Genomic DNA, 20,642 nt, shown 5'->3' with positions numbered 1-20,642 from the left:
CCACCGGCCGGCCCGGCGGGTGCGGCGGCCGGGCGGCGCCGGGCCGGGTGATCCGCCGGAGCGGGGACCGGGCCCGGACGGTACCGGCGCGGGAGCCGGGCGGCACACTGGCGACGGGCCTCGGCCGGACCGGGCCCGGCGGGCGGCGGGACCGGTGCGCCGCCGGGGGAACCGGATCGCGCTGCCGGGAGCCACGTCGCCCGCCCGCGGCGGCAGGTCAGACGTAGCCGAGCGCCCCGAGCGCGCCGATGCCGCCGAGGAGCATGAACGCGGGCATGAGGATCTTCAGCTCGACCCAGCTTCCGGCGCGGAACCGCATGACCTGCGGCGGACCGACCGGGTACCAGCGCTTGCGGCCTATCGGGATGGGCCACAGGACCGGACAGCCCGACACTGTCAGGGCGTCGCCGATGTCGTGCACCAGCGCGCCGAGGACGATCGGCAGGCCCAGCCAGAGGTACTCCTGCCCCGGCTCGGTGAACAGCCATCCGGCGCCGTTGCCCGGCTGGTCGAGGATGCCTGCCAGGATCCACGCCATGGTGGCGCCCAGCAGCCACACCAGGATGTCGCTGGAGACCCGGGCGGCGCGCCACAGCAGCCCCTCGATGGCCAGCACCATGTGGACGAAGAGGATGCCCAGCACCGCCCACCGGCCACCCTGGACGGCGAGGAGCGACATACCGCCGCCGACGAGGACGGCCCAGAGCCAGGTGTGGGTGAGCGTGCGGTGACCGCCCGCCCGATGGGAGTCGCCGCGCATCTTCGTCGCCTTGTACACGGCGTGCGAGAGCTTGTCGACCACGTCGCAGACCATCCGTGACAGCGGTCCGAAGGCGCGCGAGATGGTGGCGGACTTGTGGTCCAGGTCGGGGGCGAGCGCCGCCCCGGCGCAGATCAGGGCGCCGCAGACGAGCACGGGCCAGGGCATCGGATACCCGGCCGCTCCGGCAGCCGCCCCCACCCCCAGCCAGGCCGCGGCCCCGGACAGCGAATGCGCCGGTCCCATCATGGTCGTTCCCCACCCCTTGAATTACGGTGTCCGGTCTCTGTGACGCCTGGTCGGCCACACAGCGTAACGCCAGATGATCTCCATATGAGCGGCCGGTTCCCGGATACCGGCCGGGGCCAGGCAGTATGGGGGCGTGACCCTCATCGATCATTTGCCGAAAGACGCCGACCCCGATGCCCTTTTCGAAGCCTTTTCGAGCTGGGCCGAGCAGCAGGGCATCACGCTCTACCCTGCCCAGGAGGAGGCGCTGATCGAAGTGGTCTCGGGCGCGAACCTCATTCTGTCGACCCCGACCGGCTCCGGTAAGAGCCTGGTGGCGGCCGGCGCCCACTTCACCGCGCTCGCCCACGACCAGGTCACCTTCTACACGGCGCCGATCAAGGCGCTGGTGTCGGAGAAGTTCTTCGATCTGTGCAAGCTGTTCGGTACGGAGAACGTCGGCATGCTCACGGGCGACGCGTCCGTGAACGCGGACGCCCCGGTGATCTGCTGCACCGCCGAGGTGCTCGCCTCCATCGCCCTGCGGGACGGCAAGGACGCCGACATCGGCCAGGTCGTGATGGACGAGTTCCATTTCTACGCGGAGCCGGACCGTGGCTGGGCCTGGCAGATCCCGCTGCTGGAGCTGCCGCAGGCACAGTTCATCCTGATGTCCGCGACGCTCGGCGACATGTCGCGGTTCGAGGAGGACCTGACCCGGCGCACCGGCAAGCCGACGTCGGTGGTGCGGTCGGCGACCCGGCCCGTTCCGCTGTCGTACGAGTACCGGGCGACGCCGATGACGGAGACGCTGACCGAGCTGCTGGAGACCCATCAGTCGCCGGTCTACATCGTGCACTTCACCCAGGCGGCGGCCGTGGAGCGGGCGCAGGCGCTGATGAGCATCAACATGTGCACCCGCGCCGAGAAGGACGAGATCGCCAAGCTCATCGGGAACTTCCGGTTCACCACGAAGTTCGGGCGGAACCTGTCGCGTTACGTCCGGCACGGCATCGGCGTGCACCACGCGGGGATGCTGCCCAAGTACCGGCGGCTCGTCGAGAAGCTGGCGCAGGCCGGCCTGCTGAAGGTGATCTGCGGAACGGACACGCTGGGCGTGGGCGTCAACGTGCCCATCCGGACGGTGCTGTTCACCGCGCTGACCAAGTACGACGGCACCCGGGTGCGGACGCTGCGGGCCCGGGAGTTCCACCAGATCGCGGGGCGGGCCGGCCGGGCCGGGTTCGACACCGCGGGCTTCGTCGTGGCGCAGGCTCCCGATCATGTCGTCGAGAACGAGAAGGCGCTGGCGAAGGCGGGCGACGATCCGAAGAAGCGCCGCAAGGTCGTGCGGAAGAAAGCGCCCGAGGGGTTCGTCAACTGGGGTGAGAACACCTTCGAGAAGCTGATCGCCTCCGATCCCGAGCCGCTGACCTCGCGTTTCCGGGTGACGCACACGATGCTGCTGTCCGTGATCGCCCGGCCGGGCAACGCGTTCGAGGCGATGCGCCGGCTGCTGGAGGACAACCACGAGCCGCGCCGCAATCAGTTGCGGCACATCCGGCGGGCCATCGCGATCTACCGGTCGTTGCTGGACGGCGGCATCGTCGAGCGGCTGGACGAGCCGGACGCGGAGGGCCGCATCGTCCGTCTGACCGTCGACCTCCAGCAGGACTTCGCGCTGAACCAGCCGCTGTCGACGTTCGCGCTCGCGGCGTTCGACCTGCTGGACCCGGAGTCGCCGTCGTACGCGCTGGACATGGTGTCGGTCGTGGAGTCCACGCTGGACGATCCGCGGCAGATCCTCGCGGCCCAGCAGAACAAGGCGCGCGGCGAGGCGGTCGCGCAGATGAAGGCCGACGGCGTCGAGTACGAGGACCGCATGGAGCGGCTCATGGACGTCGAGTACCCCAAGCCGCTGGCGGACCTGCTCTTCCACGCGTACGGGCTGTACCGCCACAGCCACCCGTGGGTCGGCGACCACCCGCTGTCGCCGAAGTCGGTCATCCGCGACATGTACGAACGCGCCATGACTTTCACGGAGTTCACGTCCTTCTACGAGCTGGCGCGGACCGAGGGCATCGTGCTGCGGTACCTGGCGAGTGCGTACAAGGCGCTGGACCACACCGTCCCCGACGATCTCAAGTCCGAGGACTTCGAGGACATCATCGCCTGGCTGGGCGAGATGGTGCGGCAGGTGGACTCCAGCCTCCTGGACGAGTGGGAGCAGCTGGCCAATCCGGAGACGGAGACGGCGGAGGAGGCCGCGGAGCGCGCCGATCAGGTCCGCCCGGTCACGGCGAACGCGCGGGCGTTCCGGGTGCTGGTCCGCAACGCGATGTTCCGTCGGGTGGAACTCGCGGCGCTGGACAAGGTCGGGGAGCTGGGCGAGCTGGACGCGGACTCCGGATGGGACGCCGACGCCTGGGGCGAGGCGATGGACGCCTACTGGGACGAGTACGACGAGCTGGGCACCGGCCCGGACGCGCGCGGTCCGAAGCTGCTGCGGATCGAGGAGGACGCGGAGCACGGTCTGTGGCGGGTGCGGCAGACCTTCGCCGACCCGAACGGCGATCATGACTGGGGCATCTCCGCCGAGGTCGATCTCGCCGCCTCCGACGAGGAGGGACGCGCGGTGGTGCGGGTCACGGAGGTGGGGCAGCTGTGAGCGGGATGCGGCGAGCCGCGGAGGAGGGCCATCGGTGATGACGAATCCGGCGGAGAGACTGGTCGATCTGCTCGATCTGGAGCAGATCGAGGTGAACATCTTCCGCGGCCGGAGTCCGCAGGAGTCCCTCCAGCGGGTCTTCGGCGGGCAGGTCGCGGGGCAGGCGCTGGTGGCGGCCGGGCGGACCACGGACGGGGACCGGCCGGTCCACTCCCTCCATGCGTACTTTCTGCGTCCGGGCCGCCCCGGGGTGCCGATCGTGTACCAGGTCGAGCGGGTGCGTGACGGGCGTTCCTTCACCACGCGCCGGGTCGTCGCCGTCCAGCAGGGACGTACGATCTTCAATCTGACCGCCTCCTTCCACAAGCCGGAACCCGGCTTCACCCATCAGTTGCCGCTCCGTCAGGTGGCCGGACCGGAGGACCTCCCGACGATCGCGGAGGAAGCCCGCGCGCATCTGGGCACGGTGCCCGAGGCCCTGGAGCGCATGGCCCGGCGGCAGCCCTTCGACATCCGGTACGTCGACCGGCTGCGGTGGACACCACAGGAGGTCGAGGGGGCCGAGCCGCGCAGCGCGGTGTGGATGCGCGCGGTCGGGCCGCTCGGTGACGATCCGCTGGTGCACACCTGCGCGCTGACCTACGCCAGCGACATGACACTGCTGGACGCGGTCCGTCTCCCGGTCGAGCCGCTCTGGGGGCCGCGCGGTTTCGACATGGCCTCCCTCGACCACGCCATGTGGTTCCACCGGCCGTTCCGCGCCGACGAGTGGTTCCTGTACGACCAGGAGTCCCCCATCGCGACGGGTGGCCGGGGTCTGGCCCGCGGCTCGATCTACGACCGGGAGGGCAGGCTGCTGGTCTCCGTCGTCCAGGAGGGCCTCTTCCGCCCGGTCTGAGGGGCGGGCGGCCGGCGCCGATCAGGGGCGGTCGGTGCCGCGGGCCGTCGTCGGCGGGGCATGGCGGCCGGCCCGCTGGTGACGCTCCGTGTGCGGTGCGGCGCCGCGGTGCGGGCCCGTGCGACGGCGCGGGAGAGGTTGACGCGATACCACAGCACCTCGTCGAACTCCTCGGCGGTCAGCACGCTTTCGAAGGATTCACGGGCGGCCGCGGTCGCTGTGATCACGGAGGCGAAGTGGGGCTTGAGGCCGCGGAGCACGGCCCGCTCCGCCGGGTCGGGCACGACGGAGGCGAACTCCTCCGGAGGCAGCACCGCGGCGATGACGGCGGCCTCCTCCCAGGCATCGGCGGCCTGCCCCATGAGCTGGGCGACGCGTCGGCCACGCCACTGACGGGCCCGCCAGTCCTGTCCCTCGTCCAGCATCGTCCGTACCGCGGCCGGGGTGTTGGCGTGCAGCGTTTCGGGCTCGCGACGGGTGAAGAGGGCGACCTCGGAGGCGAGGTAGAGCCAGACGAGGGCGCCGTAGCGGTTGACGTAGAACCTGACGGGGGCGAAGCAGCCCGATTTGGTCAGGCGCAGGAAGCGGCCGGGGCCGATGCCCATCAGGGCGGCGGCCTCGGTGGTGCCGACGGTGCGGATCCGCTCCCGGAAGGCGTCCGGGTAGTCCGGCTCGGAGCGCAGCCGGTCGATCTCTCCGGCCGGGACGCGGCGCCGGAGGTGCGCCGCGCCGGGCCGCGCGGCCTTTCCCCCCGGGACCGTGTGCACCGCGCCGAGTTGGACGGCGAGCTCCAACTCCCCCGTGCGCAATTCCAGTTCACGGGCGGCCTGGCCCATTGTGAGTGTCTGCTGTCCGTCGGGCATGACTGTCATGGCGTTTCCCCCGCAGTCCGGTTGGTCACTGACAGTCACGACTGTAGCGGGGGTGTATGACAGCCGGTCAACCTTGCTCTCGGGCCTGTGGATAACTCTGCGGTTTGCGTGCCGCGACGCCGAGATGTTCGCCGACGCGGTTGACGAGCAGCGTCATCTCGTAGGCGATCTGGCCCATGTCGGCGTTGTTGCCCGCCAGTACGCACAGGCAGCTGCCGTCGCCCGCGGCGGTCACGAAGAGGACCACGTCGTCGAACTCGACCATCGTCTGCCGGACCCGTCCGGCGCGGAAGTGGTGCCCGGAGCCTTTCGCGAGGCTGTGCAGGCCCGAGGCGACGGCCGCCAGATGCTCCGCGTCCTGTCGTGCGAGGCCCTGGCTCACGCCGGTGACCAGGCCGTCGTTGGAGAGAACCAGCGCGTGCCGCACCTTCTCCACACGCTGTGTCAGATCGTCCAGCAGCCAGTCGAGCCCGCTGGTCAGTGCCATGCCGCATCCTCCCCGTATCTCCGTCCCCACCCTGGCGCGGACGGCAGCTGGTACATGACTGCTGTGCCAGCGTGGCCCACCTCCGGCTTCTCGGCAAGCGGCCCTGCGGCGTGCCCTGTGCGGCACGATCGCTGCGGATGGGGAGTATGTGCGCATGGCGCGAAAAATGAGGAAAGACGAGTGGCTGAAGTTCCTCTCCGAAGGAACCAGAACCGGAAAATTGTCGACCGTCCGGGCCGACGGCCGGCCCCATGTGGCTCCGGTCTGGTTCGTCATGGACGGCGACGAGCTGGTGTTCAACACCGGCAAGGAGACCGTCAAGGGCCGCAACCTGCTGCGCGACGGCGAGGTGGCGCTCTGTGTGGACGATGAGCGGCCGCCGTTCTCATTCGTCGTCGTCCAGGGCACCGCCGAGGTCGGTGAGGACCTGACGGACGTACGCCACTGGGCGACCCGTATCGCGGCCCGCTACATGGGCGAGGAGCGGGCCGAGGAGTTCGGCGCGCGCAACGGCGTCCCCGGTGAACTGGTCGTCCGGGTGCGGATCGACAAGGTGATCGCCATGGCCGATCTCGCTGCGTGACCCGGGCGGTGCGGCGTCCGGTGACGGCCCGCGCCGCCCCCGGGGCGCCGCTCGCGGCACACTGGGGCGGAGAGCACCGGCACGGTGGCGGCCCGTCCGTCCGCCGTCTCCCGTTCCGCCCCGACGGCCCCCGACGGGCGCCGCCCCGCCAGTGAGGAGCCCGTATGGCCCACGGAGACACCCAAGACCCGCGGGACGTACGGGCTTTCTTCGGCCCGCGTGCGGCCCGCTGGGACGCGCGTTTCCCGGGTGACGGACCTGCTTACGCGGCCGGTGTCGCCGCGCTGGACCTGCGGCCCGGGGAACGCGTTCTGGACGCGGGCTGCGGTACGGGCCGGGCGCTGCCCGCGCTACGGGGCGCGGTGGGGGCGCACGGGCTCGTGCTGGGCGCCGACCTCACCCCCGAGATGCTGGACGCCGCCGTGCGGGCCGGGCGGGACGCGTCGGCGTTCCTGCTGCTGGCCGACGCGTCCCGCCTTCCCGTCGGCGACGCGGCGCTCGACGCCGTCTTCGCCGCGGGGCTGCTCTCCCACGTTCCGGACCCGGCGGGCGCCCTCGGCGAATGGGCCAGGGCCGTCCGCCCCGGGGGACGGCTGGCGCTGTTCCAGCCGGTGGGGCGGGCCGCGCTCGCCGCCCGTAAGGGACGGACGCTCACCCCAAAGGACCTGCGGGCCGAGCCGAACCTGCGGCCCCTGCTGGCGGGCGCGGGCTGGGAGCTGGTGCGGTACGCCGACGAGGACGAGCGGTACCTGGCGGTGGCGGTGCGCCGGGGCTGAGTGCTCAGACGGTCTCCCCGGTACCGGGCGCGGGGCCGGCTCCCCCGGTGGCCGTCGACGGGCCCTCCGGGTGCGGCACAGGGCAGGTGCCCGCCCGTCGTCCGGGGAAGGTGCCCAGTTCGGTGATGCGGAAGCCGTTGGGGTAGCCCTTGATCTCGGGATTCTGCCGGGCGTAGTGAGGGGTGCGGCGCGGGGGCATCAGCCGCACCGCGCGGGAACGCAGCCGCAGGGCGGTGTGCACCGCCCTGCGGACGGCCGGGCGAGGCGGCCGGTACCGGAAGGCGGCGATCAGGGAGTCGTCCAGGAGCGCCATGCTCGCGCCGCGCACCACCGGGGCGAGCGGACCGTACCAGCCGGCCATGAGGTCCAAGGTGGCGTCGGACACCCGCCGGGCGCCCTCGTCCCAGCCGAAGTGGGCCTCCTCGTAGCTGTCGAGGCAGTGTGCGAACTCCTCGTAGGTGCGCGGGATGTCGGTGATGCCCATGTGGCGGCCGAGGGTGGCGTAGTAGGTGGCCATGGCGTGGGTCTCGTGGTCGCTCAGCCGCCGCCAGCCGTACCGGCCGATCCAGCGTTCGGGCACCACGACGAAGGTGCACAGGACGTAGCGCATGTCGTCGTCGCTGATGCCGTAACTGCGGTGCATCTGGTTGATACGGCGGATCGCGGCGCGGCCCTCGGTGCCGTCGAAGCCGTGCTCGACGACGGCGTCCAGGAGGAGCGCGGTGTCGTCGTAGCGCTTCTGGGTGCGGTCGGTGAGTTCCGCGGTCTCGGCCAGCAGCCGGCCGATGCTGGGCACCGCGTAGGTGCGGTAGAGGGCCAGTTCCAGGGCCCTGGCCATGTCCCAGGGGAATTCGAGGGTCGCGGTGATGCGGTAGATCCGCAGGTGGTCGCGTTCCGGGTCGAGTCGCCGGATTTCCTTCAGCCAATCGTAGCGCCGCACCTTTTGCCCCGTCCGTTCGGTTGGAAGGCTTCGACCTTAAGACGGGCGGGGGCGTCGCCCGCAGGCTCGCCGGGCAGCGTGGCCGGAAGACGCCGTGGCGCCCGCCACCACCGGGAGCCGTCCTCGTCCGGTGACAAGGCCGTGCCGGTCCCTTTAAGGTGCGCCGACACGTGTCGGACCGACCGGATGGGGTGGCTCGCGTGGCGACGGGCGAGAGCGCTGACGATGACGAGCTGTTCGTGCTGACGGCGGTGCTGTTGACGCCCGCGCAGTTCCCGAGCGTGCTCGGCGACGACTACCCCGAGGTGTGCGCGAGGCTCGGCCTCGCACCGTATGCCGAGGGCTACGGGCTGGTCCTCGGGCAGGACGGGCGGGGCGCCCGGTGGACCGTGGTCACCGAGGACGTGCCGTTGGTGGCGTGCGCCGTCGCCGCGTGGGACTGCGGTATGGCGTACGACCTCTCCCCCGGGGAGGACGGTGTCGTCGCCGCTCTGCCCGGTTGGCCGCTGGCCCTGGCCGTGGCCGCGCCCGGGGTGCCCGAGCCGCACGATCCCGCGCCCGAGGAGGGCGGCCGGCCGCCGCTGACCCCGCCGGATGCCTCGGTGTGGGGACCCGCGCAGCGGCGGTTGGGGGCCGACGAGATCGCGTTGCAGTGGGCTTCCTGGCGCGAACAGGCCGCCGGTGAGGTGACGTTCGTGGCACCCGGTGCGCAGCCGCACGACGGTGTCCGGCGGGCCATGGCCGAGGCGCGGGGCTATGTGGCGCAGCCTCCGCCGCCGGGGCGGGTCCGGTCGTCCTTCGCCGCCGGCGAGGCGCGCACGCTGCGGGTGGACGGCCCGGGGTGGAGCATGGTGGCCCGCACCGACGACATCGCCTTCGTGCTGCTGGACGAGGAGCCGGGCGAGGTGCACCCCGTGGGCCGGGGGCCGGAACTGCCCGCGCTGCTGGAGTCGTTGGACGCGCTCGCGGCCCGACCCGTCTGAGGGCGGCCGGGCGGCGCCGCGTGCGTCGGCCTCGATTGTCAGACCCTCGTGATGGACTTGTCCTGCATCGGTCGACGAGACCCACGGGGAGGCATTGATGCAGGTGATGAGTGGTGCGCGCATCCAGGTGACGGTGACGGGGAAGCGCCGCGCAGGGGCCTTGGCGACGGCGGGGCGGACGGCCGGCACCGCGGCCTCGGAGACGGTCTTCGGTCAGGCGGTGACGGCTCGGGGGAAGCGTCACGGCCACGGCCCGGCGGCGGGCCGCGACGGCGCGTTCCGCGGTGGCCGCGCCCTCGGCGCCCGCAGGCGTCCTTCCGACAACCACCGGCCGGTGGCGCCCCGCCCCGCGTACCGGAGTGCGGGCACCGGCGCGGGGGCCGTACGAGGGTGAGCGCGGGCTGAACGGCACGGCATACGGACCGGCGTGACACGGACAGGAGAGGAGAGGGGAAAGCCGCCCGGCCCGGGACCCTGCGGGCGGGCGGCTTCACCCGGGCGAGGCGGCTCGCCCGGAGTCTGTCGGGAGTGGGGCTCGCGGTCCTCCGGTCAGGAGTTCCGCCAGTCCCGTGTGGAGAGGACGAGGCGGTAGCCGTCCGGGTCCTCGACGGTGACGCCCCAGGTGTTCCAGTACGGGTTCGGTGAGCTGACGCGCCTGCCGCCGTACCTGACGAGCCGGGAGACCAGGTCCTCGGGGACGGGCCCGTCCAGGTAGATGACCAGCAGGTCCTCTTCGGTGGGACGGGGCTCTTCGGGGTGCTCGGCGTCGTGGACCAGTTCGAGGTGCCAGGAGGCGTCCGGGTGTCCCACCATGAGCAGGTCGTGCAGTCCGGGCCCGCCCGCGGTCCGGTGGAGCACCGTGAGCCCCAGCCCCTGCACCCAGAACCGCTCGGCCTCGGCGAGATCACGGGACGGTCGGGCGATACGGATGTGGCTTGCGCCGGTGAACGGCACGGCGGCCCCCTTTCGCTGCGGAGATGGTCTCGGGCCGTTTCCGGAGCGTAGGCGCGAGAGGGCGGTACGGGCATCGGGCCAGGGTCGCGGTCCTTTCGGCCGAGGCCGCGGGCGCGTCCGAGGCCGGAGGCTGCGGGGGCTGCGGGGGCTGCGCAGGGTGCGGAGTCCTGGGCAGCTCGGGTCGTTCCGGCGTCCATCGGGGAGGCAGGTCCGTGAGTGGCCGCACACGGCCACGGATCACGACACACGGCTCAGGGATCGCCGCCGGTCCGTCCGTGGAGGTGGTCCCGGGCGTCGCGCCGCCCCGCGGCACGGAATCCGCCGGGCTCAGGAATCGGGCGGCCTCCGCCGGCCGCGAGCGGCCCGGGGCGTACGGCCCCGGACGTGCCCGGGGCGCCCCCGTCGGCCGGCGGTGTCCGCCTTCCGCCGGTGGTGGGCGCCCCGGTGTGTCCGCCGGCTCAGCGGCCGAGCTGCTTGCGGCTCACGCGCCGCAGACGGCGGCGCTGGGAGGGGTCGAGCGTCAGATAGGCGATGGCCGGCACTCCGACCATCACCAGGAGGGCCGCCCAGAGCGGCAGCAGCCACAGCAGGATCACTCCCACCGCGACGCCACCCACTGCAACCTTCGCCCGTGTGGACATGGATTCACTCCCCTTCCGCGGCACGTACCGCGCTCTGTCACTTCTTGAACGCCGTGCGGGCCTCGCAGGTTCCATGGCCAGCTTGCGCGCCCGGTGGCCTCCGGCGCCACACCGGGCGCGCGGTCGGGCCTGGGGAGTCCGTCCCGCCGTGTCCCGTGGCAGCCGGTAGCCCCGTCCCTCCACCGTGCCTGCCGGGAACCGCCCGGCTGCGCCGTCGCCCTGTCGGCGGGCCTGCCCCGCGCCGGGCGGACCGGCTTCCGGCTTCCGGGCGGTGCGCTCCCGGACCTCGCTCCGGACACCACGGAGCCTGGTCCGTCACAGCGCCCGGGGAAGCGCCCCGGGCAAGGCGTGGCGCGGGGGCGCCGAGCCGGGCTCCCGGCAGGTCGGCACCCTGTATCGGGCCCGCCGAGGGCCCGCAGCACCTCGGCGGCGGGCCGGGACGAGGCCGCTCCCGGGCCCTCCACAAGCTGACGAGCGGCAGCCGGGCTCCCCGATGAGCCCCGCCACCGCCGTCTCCGCCACCTCCACCGGCCTCCACCGGCCCCCGGGCCGGCTTCAGGCCAACCTCCACAAGCGTCCGTACCGGCCCGCGCGCCAGGGCCCCGGCCGGAGGGAGCAGCGCCACCGGTGCTACCAGGGCGGGGAGGAGGGCCGGGGGCGGAGGAATTCCGCCCACCGGCGACGCCGTCCCGGGGCCGTCACCGCAGGGGCTGCTTTGCGCCCTCGTCGGCGTCGCCGGAACTCCGGTGCGGGGAGGCGCGTGTTTCCTGGCATGGAAGAGTCCAGTGGGTACAGCGCACCGTTCGCCTTCGTCTTCGTGCTGATCTTCGGTGCGGCTTTTCTGACCGTCGGAATACGGAACATCCGCAAGACCAGGAAGATGCGGCGGGCCGGAGTCAGGGCGTACGGGGAGGTCGTCCGGCACGGCCGCAGCAACGGCGACGGGCAGCGGCTCTACTCCCCCGTCGTGGCCTGGCAGACGCCGGACGGCGACCGGCACGAGTACTGCCCCAGCATGTACAAGAGCGGAAAAGGACGATTCAAGGTGGGCACCCGCGTGGTGATCTACTACGACCCGGCCGACCCCGACAACGCGGCGCTCCAGGGCTACGACGGAGGCTCCGCCTATTGGTTTTTCACCGCGATAGGCGTCGTGGCCACCGGATTCGGGCTGTATCTCCTCGTGGCAATGCCTTTCGGCGGCACCTTCTAGGAGACTCCGCAGCCTTCCCTCGTCCCCTCCTCTCGGGCGGCCGAGGAGTGGCGCTCTTCACGCCGGTCGCGGGCTGCCCTTGGGGTGCCTGCGGCGGGAGCGTCCTGACGAGGTATCACGTGCCGGCCGCGGCAGGGCCACTGCCGGTGGCCGTATCGCGTCCGTACCGGCTCTCCCGTGTGCGGCTGTCCGGTCGGCCGGTCCGTAGCGTCGGTCCGTGGCGTCCTCCTGCGGGCGGGGGGCGGGACGTGCTTCGCTGAACCGGGGGCTTCGCCGAGACCCCGCCGCACCGAGCCCTGACGCACCGATCGCACCGCACCGTTCGACGCCGCACCGCGCCGCATCCATCCCATCGCGACCCCGCGCCACTGCCCGCCACCGGGCCGGTGCCCCGCAGCGAGGAGGAAACATGTCCGGTACGCCGCCGGCCCCTGGCCGGGACACCCTGCCGTATCACGAGGACCGGGCGCCGGGCGCCGGGGCGCTGCCGCCCCGGTCCTGGTACGCCGGGTCCGACGCCGCACGGCTGTCGCTGGAGGGCCGCTGGCGGTTCCGGCTGTCGCCGACGGCCACCGCCCGGGACACCGCGTTCGCCGACCCGGACTTCGACGACGAGCGGTGGGCCGAGCTGCGGGTGCCGGGCCACTGGGTGCTCCAGGGGCACGGCGCGCCCGCGTACACCAACACCGCGTACCCCTTCCCGGTCGATCCGCCGCGGGTGCCGGACGAGAACCCGACCGGCGACCACCGGTACCGCTTCGACCTGCCCGCCGGCTGGCCGGACGGCCCGGCGGTGCTGCACTTCGGCGGGGTGGAGTCCTGTGCCCGGGTGTGGCTCAACGGCACGGAGCTGGGGCATTTCAAGGGCAGCCGGCTGGCGCACGAGTTCCCGGTGGGCCCGCTGCTGCGGCGGCGCGGCAACGTGCTGGCCGTCCGGGTGCACCAGTGGTCGTCGGGCAGCTATCTGGAGGACCAGGACCAGTGGTGGCTGCCCGGCATCTTCCGCGAGGTGACGCTGCACAGCCGCCCCGAAGGGTCGGTCACCGACCACTTCGTGCACGCCGGGTACGACCACACCACGGGCCTCGGCACGCTCCGTGTCAGCTGCGATCCGCCGGGCCGGGTGACCGTACCGGCGCTCGGCCTGGAGCTGGCGACGGGCGGGAGCGCGACCGTCGCCGTCCGCCCGTGGTCGGCGGAGACGCCGGTGCTGTACGACGGTGAGCTGGTCACGCCGGGCGAGCGGGTGCCGCTGCGGATCGGTTTCCGTACCGTCCGGGTGGCGGACGGACTGCTGCAGGTCAACGGCCGGCGCATTCTGCTGCGCGGCGTCAACCGCCACGAGTTCGACCCGGTGCGGGGCCGCGCCCTGGACACCGCGACGATGCGGCGCGATCTGCTGCTGATGAAGCGGCACAACCTCAACGCGGTGCGCACCAGCCATTATCCGCCGCATCCGGCGTTCCTCGCCCTCTGTGACGAGCTGGGGATGTGGGTCGTGGAGGAGTGCGATCTGGAGACCCACGGCTTCCGTGCCCTGGGGTGGCGGAACAACCCGGTCGACGATCCGCGCTGGGAGCCCGCGCTGCTCGACCGGGCCCGCCGCATGGTCGAGCGGGACAAGAACCATCCCAGCGTCATCATGTGGTCGCTGGGCAACGAATGCGGTACCGGCCGCGGACTGTCCGCGATGGCCGCCTGGATGCGGCGGCGCGATCCGTCCCGGCCCCTGCACTACGAGGGCGATCCGGACTGCGCCGACACCGACGTGTACTCGCGGATGTACGCCGACCACGCCGAGGTGGAGCGGATCGGGCGGCGGACGGAGGAGCCGCCGGCCGACGCCGCCCTGGCCGCGCACCGGCGGGAGCTGCCGTTCGTGCTGTGCGAGTACGCGCACGCGATGGGCAACGGGCCCGGCGGGCTGAGCGAGTACCAGCGGCTGTTCGAGACGTACCCGCGCTGCCAGGGCGGTTTCGTCTGGGAGTGGCTGGACCACGGACTGCGCCGCACCACCCCGGAGGGCGCGGAATTCCACGCCTACGGCGGCGACTTCGGCGAGGAGCTGCACGATGCGAACTTCGTCTGCGACGGGCTGGTCTTCCCTGACCGTACGCCGTCGCCGGGGCTGACGGAGCTGAAGAAGGTCGTCGAGCCGGTGCGGATCACGGCGGGCGGTGACGGTCCGGAGGGGGTGCCCCGTACGGTCGTGATCCGCAATCTCCATGACGTTGCGGACCTTTCGGGGCTGGCGTTCCGCTGGGCGTACGAGGTGGATGGCGCGGTGTGGGGCGCGGGCACGCTGGAGCTCCCGGAGACGGCGGCGGGCGCGGCGTGCGAGGTGGCGCTGCCGCCGGTGCCGTCGCCGCCCGCCGGGGCGCCCGGCGGGAACAGGGCGGACGGGGCCGGGCCGGAGGCGTGGTGGACGGTCCGGGCGGTGCTGGCGGAGGACACCGCGTGGGCAGCGGCCGGGCACGAGGTCGCCTGGGGCCAGTTGCCCGCCCGCGCGCCGGGGCGCCGCTCTGGCCCGTCCCGGGCGCCGGTGGCGCCGCTCCGGCCGGAGGGCACCCTCGCGCTGGGTCCCGGCGTCTTCGACCCGGCGACGGGCCTGCTCACCGCTGTGGCGGGCGAGCCGGTGCGCGGTCCGCGGCTCGATGTCTGGCGGGCGCCCACCGACAACGACGAGGCGGCGCCCGGTAAGCCGGACCCGGGCCCGGCCGCCGCCTGGCGCCGTGCCGGTCTGCACCGTATGCACCACCGCACGGACGCCGTGACCGTCTCGCCGGAGGGGTTGACGGTGCGGACGCGGGTCGCGGCCGCCGGGACGGACGCGGCGCTGCGCGTGGTGCACCGCTGGTCGGCCACGGCGGGGTCGCTGCGGCTGGAGGTGGCCGTCGAGCCCGAGGGGGAATGGCTCGTTCCGCTGCCGCGGCTGGGGATGCGGATGGCGGTGCCCGGCGCCCTCGGCCATGCGCGGTGGTTCGGCGGCGGCCCCGGCGAGGGCTACCCCGACAGCCGGGCGGCCGCGCGCCTGGGGCGCTGGGAGGCGTCCGTCGACGCGTTGCAGACGCCGTACGTCCGCCCGCAGGAGAACGGGGCCCGGCCCGGGGTGCGGTGGGCGGAGCTGACCCGGCCCGACGGCACCGGGCTGCGGATCGACGGCGTACCGGAGTTCTTCCTCACGGCCCGCCGCTGGACCACCGAGGAGCTGGACGCCGCCCGGCACACCACCGATCTGACCGCCGGTGACCAGGTGTGGCTCCATCTCGACCACGCCCAGCACGGCCTCGGCAGCCGCTCCTGCGGTCCCGGTGTCCTTCCCCGGCACCGGTTGGCGGCCGGACCCGCGCGGTTCGCGTTCACGTTCTCCAGGGTGCGGTGAGGCGTACGCACGAAGGCCTCAGGGCGGAGCGGCGGCGCGCCCCGGAGGCGGCCCGGCGGGAGCTTGCGGCCGTGGGCGACGAGCAGCAGATCCTGGGCGGAGCCGGCGAGGGCGGCGGCGTGGCTCCGGTCGCGGTCATCGGCGCGCAGTGCGGCACCGGCCGGCGCGGCGCCGGAGAACCGTACGGTCCGGGCGTGACGCTCTCCGGCAGGACACCCGGCCACGGTCCTCGGGCACGCGGTGCCGGAGCGGCTGCACACCGAGCTGACCAGGAACGCTCCGGATCCGTCGCCCTCCCCGTGACCGCTCGCCGTCACCGGGCGGCGTTACGATCCGGGCAGGTGGGTCCGGACGACGTCCGTGCCCCGTCCCCGTTCCGCCGTTCCCCGGAGAGGTCCCCCATGGTCCGTACGTCCCCGCAGTTCGCCGCCGCTCTCGCCGCGGGGCCGGTGGTGCTCGACGGCGGGCTGTCCAACCAGTTGGAGGCCGCGGGCCACGATCTCGGTGACGCCCTCTGGTCGGCCCGGCTGCTCGCCGAGGAGCCCGAGGCGGTCGTCGAGGCGCACCGCGCGTACTACGCGGCGGGCGCGCAGGTCGCCATCACGGCCAGCTATCAGGCGACGTTCGAGGGGTTCGCGCGGCGCGGTGTCGACGCCGCCGGGGCCGCGGAGTTGCTCGGCCGCTCCGTGGCACTGGCCCGGGAGGCCGCCGACCGGGCGCGGGCGGACGGCGTCGCCGGTCCGCTGTACGTCGCCGCGTCCGCCGGGCCGTACGGCGCGATGCTGGCGGACGGTTCGGAGTACCGGGGCCGGTACGGGCTGACCGTGGCCGAGCTGGAGCGTTTCCACCGGCCGCGGCTGGAGGTCCTGGCGGCCGCCGGCCCCGACGTGCTGGCGCTGGAGACGGTGCCGGACGCCGACGAGGCGCGGGCCCTGGTGCGGGCGGTGCGCGGGCTGGACACCCCGGCGTGGCTCTCGTACAGCGTGGCGGGGGCGGCCACGCGGGCGGGGCAGCCGCTGGAGGAGGCGTTCGCGGTGGCGGCGGAGGCTGCGGAGATCGTCGCGGTGGGCGTCAACTGCTGTGCGCCCGGCGATGTGGACCGTGCCGTCGAGGTGGCGGCGCGGGTGACCGGCAAGCCGGTCGTGGTCTACCCGAACAGCGGGGAGAGCTGGGACGCCGACGCCCGCGCCTGGTCGGGGACGCCGGAGTTCGCGGCGGGGAGTGTGGCCGGCTGGGCGGCGGCCGGGGCGCGGCTCATCGGAGGCTGCTGCCGGGTGGGCCCCGCACAGATCCGCGCGCTGGCGGCGCAGTTGCGGGGCTGACGGGAGCGGCGGGGCGAGGCCGCCGGGCCGGGCGGCGCCCGGGGCGCGCCTCGTGCCGGAGCGCCCGCCCGGCAGACCCGTCGACCGCTCCCCGGGGGCGTCCGCGCGGTGGCGCACGGCCCCGGGTGCGCCGCCCCGGGCCGGGGCGGCGCGATGGTCAGGACAGCGGTGCGTGCAGCTTCTTGGTCCCGGTGCGGTTGCCCATCAGGCTGCAGCTGACGCTCTTGATGCCGAGGTCGTAGCCCTTGAGGTTGGGGAACTGCACGTAGGTGCCCTCGGCGGTGCCGGCGGGCTGGCGGGCGGCCTTGCTCTCCAGGTCGCTCTTGCAGATCCGGGCGGCCTCCTCCTTGATGTCGGAGCTGGAGGTGAAGCCGGAGCGCAGCTGGTGGACGGAGACGACCTCGGCGTCGTGCGAACCGTCGCAGGAGGCCGCCTCGTTGTTGCCGCTGCCGTCCGCCGGGAGGTCGTAGCAGTCGCCGACCTTCAGCTTGTAGAACGGGATGGTGTCGTCCGTCGGCGTCGGGGAGGCGTCGTCGGTCGGGTAGCCCGTGGGGCTGCTGGAGCTGTCGGGGGTGGCGCTGGGTGAGGCGTCGCTGCTCGCGGTCGGGGTGGCGCGGTTCTTCTTGTCGTCGTCGCTGCCACCGGTCATCGCGATGATGCCGAAGACCACGACGAGCACCAGCACTCCGCCGCCGATGATCGCCGCGATGATCTTGCCGTTGTTGCCGCCGCCGGACGGCGGCGGGGGCGGCGGCTGCCAGCCCCCGGGAGCGCCGGGGCCGCCGGGGCCCGCCGGGCCGAAGCCGGGACCGGTCGGACCGAAACCGCCGGGCGGCGGACCGGCCGGCGCTCCTCCGGGCGGCGGGAACCCGCCCTGGCCGAATCCGCCCTGTGCCGGGCCCTGGGCGCCGTAGCCGCCAGGAGGCGGGCCGAAGCCGCCCTGACCGTCGTTCGGGGGCTGGTTCGGAGGCGGCGGAGGCGGCGGAAAGCTCATGGCAGAGATAATCGCTTCTTTACGGGGGCTTGGGGAACCCGGTTATCGAGCTGATACGGACGGCGGCTGAAATGTCCGGAGGCGGGCACGGACCACGGCCACCCGCTCCACCCTACGGCCCGGAAGTTTGACGTGTTCATCGCCCTGCCCCTGGACGAACCGCGCCGCCACCGCCCGAGCCCGCCCGGGCCGCCCTGCTGCGGCACCTCGTGACGGCGGGTGTGGCGGGCGGCCCGCACCACGCCTCGCCGCGCGGTGCGCCGGGAGCCGGTTTTGGGCGGCCCTTCCGGACACGTACGGCGTGGAGTTCGCCGGATCTGTGACGGGCCGGGGCTCCGCGGGCGGGCGCGCTCTTCGGCACCGGGCCGGGTGACGCGATGTCACAGACGACACCGCGCGCCTCGCCACGAGCCCGGGGAGCGGCGGGCGGCGGTCCGGCGCGTACGCACGCGGCGGGCGCCCCACGGACCGGAGCGGCTCCGGTCCGTGGGGCGCCCGGCCGGGCCCCCGGGCCCCGGGCCGCCCGGGGGCCGGGCCGCACTACGATGCGGCACCGCACCGGGGAGCGCCCCGGGCGCGGTGGCCGAACGGCCCGGTCCGCGGCCGGGCGGAGGGAGAGTGCGCGATGGGGGCACAGGCAGCGGGACCGTTCGTCGTCGGGGTGGACAGCTCGACGCAGTCCACGAAGGCGCTGGTGGTGGACGCGGCTTCCGGCACGGTCGTCGCCCGCGGCCGGGCCCCGCACGCCGGTGGCGGCGCGGGCAAGGAGAGCGATCCGGGGAGCTGGTGGGCGTCGCTCGCCGAGGCGTTGGGGCAGTGCGGGGACGCGGCGGGGCGGGCGGGCGCGGTGTCGGTGGCCGGGCAGCAGCACGGGCTGGTCACCCTGGACGCGGCGGGTGCGCCGGTGCGGCCCGCGCTGCTGTGGAACGACGTACGGTCCGCGCCGCAGGCGGAGCGGCTGGTGGCGGAGCGCGGCGGGCCCGCCGCGTGGGCCGAGCGGATCGGCAGTGTGCCGGGCGCGGCGTTCACCGTCGCCAAGTGGGCCTGGCTGCGCGAGCGGGAACCGGCCGCGGCCGCCGCCACCGCCGCGGTCCGGCTGCCGCACGACTACCTCACCGAACGGCTGACCGGCGAGGCGGTCACCGACCGCGGCGACGCCTCCGGCACCGGCTGGTGGTCCTCGGCCACCGGGGCGTACGACCCCGCGGTCCTCGACCACATCGGGCTGGACCCGGCGGCGCTGCCCCGCGTCGCCGCCCCCGGCGAGGCGGCGGGCACCGTACGCACCGGGGAACTGCCGCTGCCCCGGGGCGCGCTGGTCGCGGCGGGTACCGGGGACAACATGGCGGCGGCGCTGGGCCTCGGGCTGCGGCCGGGCCGGCCGGTGCTGAGCCTGGGCACATCCGGCACGGTCTACGCGGTCTCCCGGCGGCGGCCGGCCGATCCGTCCGGTACGGTCGCCGGTTTCGCGGACGCGCGCGGCGACTGGCTGCCGCTGGCCTGCACCCTCAACTGCACCCTGGCCGTCGACCGGATCGCCGCGCTGCTGGGCCGCGACCGGGAGGCGGTGGAGGCGGGCGGCGAGGTGGTGCTGCTGCCCTTCCTCGACGGGGAGCGCACCCCCAATCTGCCGGGCGCGTCGGGCCTGCTGCACGGACTGCGGCACGACACGACGCCCGGTCAGGTCCTCCAGGCCGCCTACGACGGTGCGGTGTTCGCGCTGCTGAAGGCGGTGGACCAGGTGCTGGACGCCGATTCCCCGGCCGACGCCCCGCTGCTGCTGATCGGCGGCGGCGCGCGGGGCCGGGCCTGGCGGGAGACGGTACGGCGCCTGTCGGGGCGCCCGGTGGAGGTGCCCGACGCCCGCGAACTGGTCGCCCTGGGCGCGGCGGCACAGGCCGCGGGGCTGCTCCTCGACGAGGACCCGGCGGCCGTGGCCCGGCGCTGGGGCACCGCCCGCGGCACCGCGTACGCCCCGTACGAGCGGGACACCGCCACCTGGGAGCGCCTGACCGCGACCCTGGCCGACGGGGACGCGCTGCTGCGGCGGTGAGGGCGGGCCGGGGACCGTGCCGGCGGACCGGCCGGCACGGCACGCCCGGACGCCACCGGGATCGTTACGGCATCCGGGTGACGGCGTGTCACCTCCAAGTCCCTTGCGCCACCTGCGAGTTCCACCTTTGGTCGGGCCATTGGCACCACTCGGAGGGCCTTGGCAGCCGGGGGACGGCTGCGCATCATGAACACACCGGCCACACGTGTCATGTACGCGTCCCCCCTCGGCCTCGTCAGGAGTACGCATGGAGCCCGACCGCACCTCCCTGCCCCGCCGCCGTCTGCTCACCGGCGCCGCAGCCCTCGCCACGGCCGCCGCGCTGACCTCGTCCGGCAGCGCCGCCGCCCTCCCCCGCGGCGCCCGGCGCCGGGCGGCCGGCTATCCGCCCGTGCACTGGTCCGCCGCCGACCCCGCCAACTTCACGGAGGCCGACCGCCCGAAGGAGTATCCGGTCGAGCTGGTCGTCATCCACGTGACGCAGGAGACGTTCGCCGACACCCTCAAGCTCTTCAAGGACCCGAACCACAAGGCGGCGGCGCACTACGTCGTCCGCTCCTCGGACGGCTATCTCAGCCAGTGCGTCAGCGAGAAGAACGTCGCCTGGCACGCGGGCAACTGGGACTACAACACCCGCAGCATCGGCATCGAGCACGAGGGCTGGATCGACGACCCGAAGTGGTTCACCGACGCGCTGTACCGGCAATCCGCCGCGCTGACCGCCGCGGTCTGCGACCGGTACGGCATCCCCAAGGACCGTGAGCACATCATCGGCCACGTCGAGGTGCCCGGGACCGACCACACCGACCCGGGCCAGTACTGGGACTGGGCCCGCTACATGGAGCTGGTCAAGGGCCGCGCCTGACGGTCCGCGCCCCCGGCGCGGCC

17 protein-coding genes are annotated in these 20,642 nt (G+C 73.9%); 10 read left to right on the top strand and 7 right to left on the bottom strand.

What is annotated here, in order from left to right:
- Positions 1 to 217 precede the first annotated feature (217 nt).
- On the bottom strand, positions 218 to 1,009 hold the full coding sequence (locus tag ACZ4M8_RS10875) for a metal-dependent hydrolase (RefSeq protein ID WP_467605516.1): 792 nt from the start codon (positions 1,007 to 1,009) through the stop codon (positions 218 to 220).
- A 133-nt stretch (positions 1,010 to 1,142) separates the two neighbouring features.
- On the opposite strand from ACZ4M8_RS10875, the gene ACZ4M8_RS10870 reads away from it, so the two are divergent.
- A complete protein-coding gene (locus ACZ4M8_RS10870; protein ID WP_467605514.1) occupies positions 1,143 to 3,656 on the top strand; it encodes a DEAD/DEAH box helicase in 2,514 nt (837 codons plus the stop codon).
- A 37-nt stretch (positions 3,657 to 3,693) separates the two neighbouring features.
- Complete coding sequence (locus tag ACZ4M8_RS10865; RefSeq protein WP_467605511.1) at positions 3,694 to 4,554, top strand: acyl-CoA thioesterase; 861 nt, start codon at positions 3,694 to 3,696, stop codon at positions 4,552 to 4,554.
- Here the strand turns inward: ACZ4M8_RS10865 and ACZ4M8_RS10860 are convergent.
- Together ACZ4M8_RS10860 and ACZ4M8_RS10855 are read right to left on the bottom strand one after the other, a co-directional pair.
- Positions 4,491 to 5,426, bottom strand: a complete 936-nt coding sequence (locus tag ACZ4M8_RS10860; RefSeq protein ID WP_467605510.1) for a DUF6397 family protein — start codon at positions 5,424 to 5,426, stop codon at positions 4,491 to 4,493. The two genes, ACZ4M8_RS10865 and ACZ4M8_RS10860, sit on opposite strands and share 64 nt — an antisense overlap.
- A 67-nt stretch (positions 5,427 to 5,493) precedes the next feature.
- Positions 5,494 to 5,913: a roadblock/LC7 domain-containing protein gene (locus ACZ4M8_RS10855; protein ID WP_399082791.1), complete on the bottom strand. Its 420-nt coding sequence runs from the start codon at positions 5,911 to 5,913 to the stop codon at positions 5,494 to 5,496.
- Between the two features lie 154 nt (positions 5,914 to 6,067).
- On the opposite strand from ACZ4M8_RS10855, the gene ACZ4M8_RS10850 reads away from it, so the two are divergent.
- Positions 6,068 to 6,496, top strand: a complete 429-nt coding sequence (locus tag ACZ4M8_RS10850) for a PPOX class F420-dependent oxidoreductase (protein WP_467605508.1) — start codon at positions 6,068 to 6,070, stop codon at positions 6,494 to 6,496.
- A 164-nt stretch (positions 6,497 to 6,660) separates the two neighbouring features.
- A complete protein-coding gene (locus tag ACZ4M8_RS10845; RefSeq protein ID WP_467605507.1) occupies positions 6,661 to 7,272 on the top strand; it encodes a class I SAM-dependent methyltransferase in 612 nt (203 codons plus the stop codon).
- Positions 7,273 to 7,276: 4 nt separating this feature from the next.
- Here ACZ4M8_RS10845 and ACZ4M8_RS10840 read toward each other — a convergent pair whose 3' ends face one another.
- Positions 7,277 to 8,212 (bottom strand): oxygenase MpaB family protein, encoded by a 936-nt coding sequence (locus tag ACZ4M8_RS10840; protein ID WP_467605506.1) that lies wholly within the window; start codon positions 8,210 to 8,212, stop codon positions 7,277 to 7,279.
- A gap of 200 nt (positions 8,213 to 8,412) precedes the next feature.
- On the opposite strand from ACZ4M8_RS10840, the gene ACZ4M8_RS10835 reads away from it, so the two are divergent.
- Complete coding sequence (locus tag ACZ4M8_RS10835; protein ID WP_467605504.1) at positions 8,413 to 9,195, top strand: hypothetical protein; 783 nt, start codon at positions 8,413 to 8,415, stop codon at positions 9,193 to 9,195.
- Between the two features lie 549 nt (positions 9,196 to 9,744).
- Here the strand turns inward: ACZ4M8_RS10835 and ACZ4M8_RS10830 are convergent.
- Both ACZ4M8_RS10830 and ACZ4M8_RS10825 read right to left on the bottom strand, forming a co-directional pair.
- On the bottom strand, positions 9,745 to 10,149 hold the full coding sequence (locus tag ACZ4M8_RS10830) for a VOC family protein (RefSeq protein WP_467605503.1): 405 nt from the start codon (positions 10,147 to 10,149) through the stop codon (positions 9,745 to 9,747).
- A 458-nt stretch (positions 10,150 to 10,607) separates the two neighbouring features.
- Positions 10,608 to 10,790, bottom strand: a complete 183-nt coding sequence (locus tag ACZ4M8_RS10825; RefSeq protein WP_399082805.1) for a hypothetical protein — start codon at positions 10,788 to 10,790, stop codon at positions 10,608 to 10,610.
- A 772-nt stretch (positions 10,791 to 11,562) separates the two neighbouring features.
- Between ACZ4M8_RS10825 and ACZ4M8_RS10820 the strand changes: the two genes are divergently transcribed.
- The 3 genes from ACZ4M8_RS10820 to mmuM all read left to right on the top strand — a co-directional run bounded on the left by ACZ4M8_RS10820 (position 11,563) and on the right by mmuM (position 16,707).
- Positions 11,563 to 12,003 carry a DUF3592 domain-containing protein gene (locus ACZ4M8_RS10820; protein ID WP_467605501.1) on the top strand — a complete coding sequence of 147 codons (441 nt, stop codon included), beginning with the start codon at positions 11,563 to 11,565 and terminating at the stop codon, positions 12,001 to 12,003.
- A 409-nt stretch (positions 12,004 to 12,412) separates the two neighbouring features.
- Positions 12,413 to 15,385 (top strand): glycoside hydrolase family 2 TIM barrel-domain containing protein, encoded by a 2,973-nt coding sequence (locus ACZ4M8_RS10815; RefSeq protein WP_467605499.1) that lies wholly within the window; start codon positions 12,413 to 12,415, stop codon positions 15,383 to 15,385.
- Between the two features lie 401 nt (positions 15,386 to 15,786).
- Positions 15,787 to 16,707 (top strand): homocysteine S-methyltransferase, encoded by a 921-nt coding sequence (gene mmuM / locus ACZ4M8_RS10810; RefSeq protein WP_467605496.1) that lies wholly within the window; start codon positions 15,787 to 15,789, stop codon positions 16,705 to 16,707.
- Between the two features lie 157 nt (positions 16,708 to 16,864).
- On the opposite strand, the gene ACZ4M8_RS10805 is transcribed toward mmuM, so the two are convergent.
- Positions 16,865 to 17,701 (bottom strand): hypothetical protein, encoded by an 837-nt coding sequence (locus ACZ4M8_RS10805; RefSeq protein WP_467605495.1) that lies wholly within the window; start codon positions 17,699 to 17,701, stop codon positions 16,865 to 16,867.
- Between the two features lie 625 nt (positions 17,702 to 18,326).
- Between ACZ4M8_RS10805 and xylB the strand changes: the two genes are divergently transcribed.
- Together xylB and ACZ4M8_RS10795 are read left to right on the top strand one after the other, a co-directional pair.
- A complete protein-coding gene (gene xylB / locus ACZ4M8_RS10800) occupies positions 18,327 to 19,754 on the top strand; it encodes a xylulokinase (RefSeq protein ID WP_467605492.1) in 1,428 nt (475 codons plus the stop codon).
- Positions 19,755 to 20,001: 247 nt separating this feature from the next.
- A complete protein-coding gene (locus tag ACZ4M8_RS10795; protein WP_467605491.1) occupies positions 20,002 to 20,619 on the top strand; it encodes an N-acetylmuramoyl-L-alanine amidase in 618 nt (205 codons plus the stop codon).
- The last annotated feature ends 23 nt before the right edge of the window (positions 20,620 to 20,642 follow it).

Source organism: Streptomyces sp. NPDC027185 (assembly GCF_055567035.1).
This window is presented reverse-complemented; position numbering and strand designations above follow the sequence as displayed.

Bases quoted from the DNA above. Each gene is read 5' to 3' on its own strand.
- ACZ4M8_RS10875 (WP_467605516.1), bottom strand. From the start codon at position 1,009: ATGATGGGACCGGCGCATTCGCTGTCCGGGGCCGCGGCCTGGCTGGGG.
- ACZ4M8_RS10865 (WP_467605511.1), top strand. From the start codon at position 3,694: ATGACGAATCCGGCGGAGAGACTGGTCGATCTGCTCGATCTGGAGCAG.
- ACZ4M8_RS10860 (WP_467605510.1), bottom strand. From the start codon at position 5,426: ATGACAGTCATGCCCGACGGACAGCAGACACTCACAATGGGCCAGGCC.
- ACZ4M8_RS10855 (WP_399082791.1), bottom strand. From the start codon at position 5,913: ATGGCACTGACCAGCGGGCTCGACTGGCTGCTGGACGATCTGACACAG.
- ACZ4M8_RS10850 (WP_467605508.1), top strand. From the start codon at position 6,068: ATGGCGCGAAAAATGAGGAAAGACGAGTGGCTGAAGTTCCTCTCCGAA.
- ACZ4M8_RS10845 (WP_467605507.1), top strand. From the start codon at position 6,661: ATGGCCCACGGAGACACCCAAGACCCGCGGGACGTACGGGCTTTCTTC.
- ACZ4M8_RS10825 (WP_399082805.1), bottom strand. From the start codon at position 10,790: ATGTCCACACGGGCGAAGGTTGCAGTGGGTGGCGTCGCGGTGGGAGTG.
- ACZ4M8_RS10820 (WP_467605501.1), top strand. From the start codon at position 11,563: ATGGAAGAGTCCAGTGGGTACAGCGCACCGTTCGCCTTCGTCTTCGTG.
- ACZ4M8_RS10815 (WP_467605499.1), top strand. From the start codon at position 12,413: ATGTCCGGTACGCCGCCGGCCCCTGGCCGGGACACCCTGCCGTATCAC.
- mmuM (WP_467605496.1), top strand. From the start codon at position 15,787: ATGGTCCGTACGTCCCCGCAGTTCGCCGCCGCTCTCGCCGCGGGGCCG.
- ACZ4M8_RS10805 (WP_467605495.1), bottom strand. From the start codon at position 17,701: ATGAGCTTTCCGCCGCCTCCGCCGCCTCCGAACCAGCCCCCGAACGAC.
- xylB (WP_467605492.1), top strand. From the start codon at position 18,327: ATGGGGGCACAGGCAGCGGGACCGTTCGTCGTCGGGGTGGACAGCTCG.
- ACZ4M8_RS10795 (WP_467605491.1), top strand. From the start codon at position 20,002: ATGGAGCCCGACCGCACCTCCCTGCCCCGCCGCCGTCTGCTCACCGGC.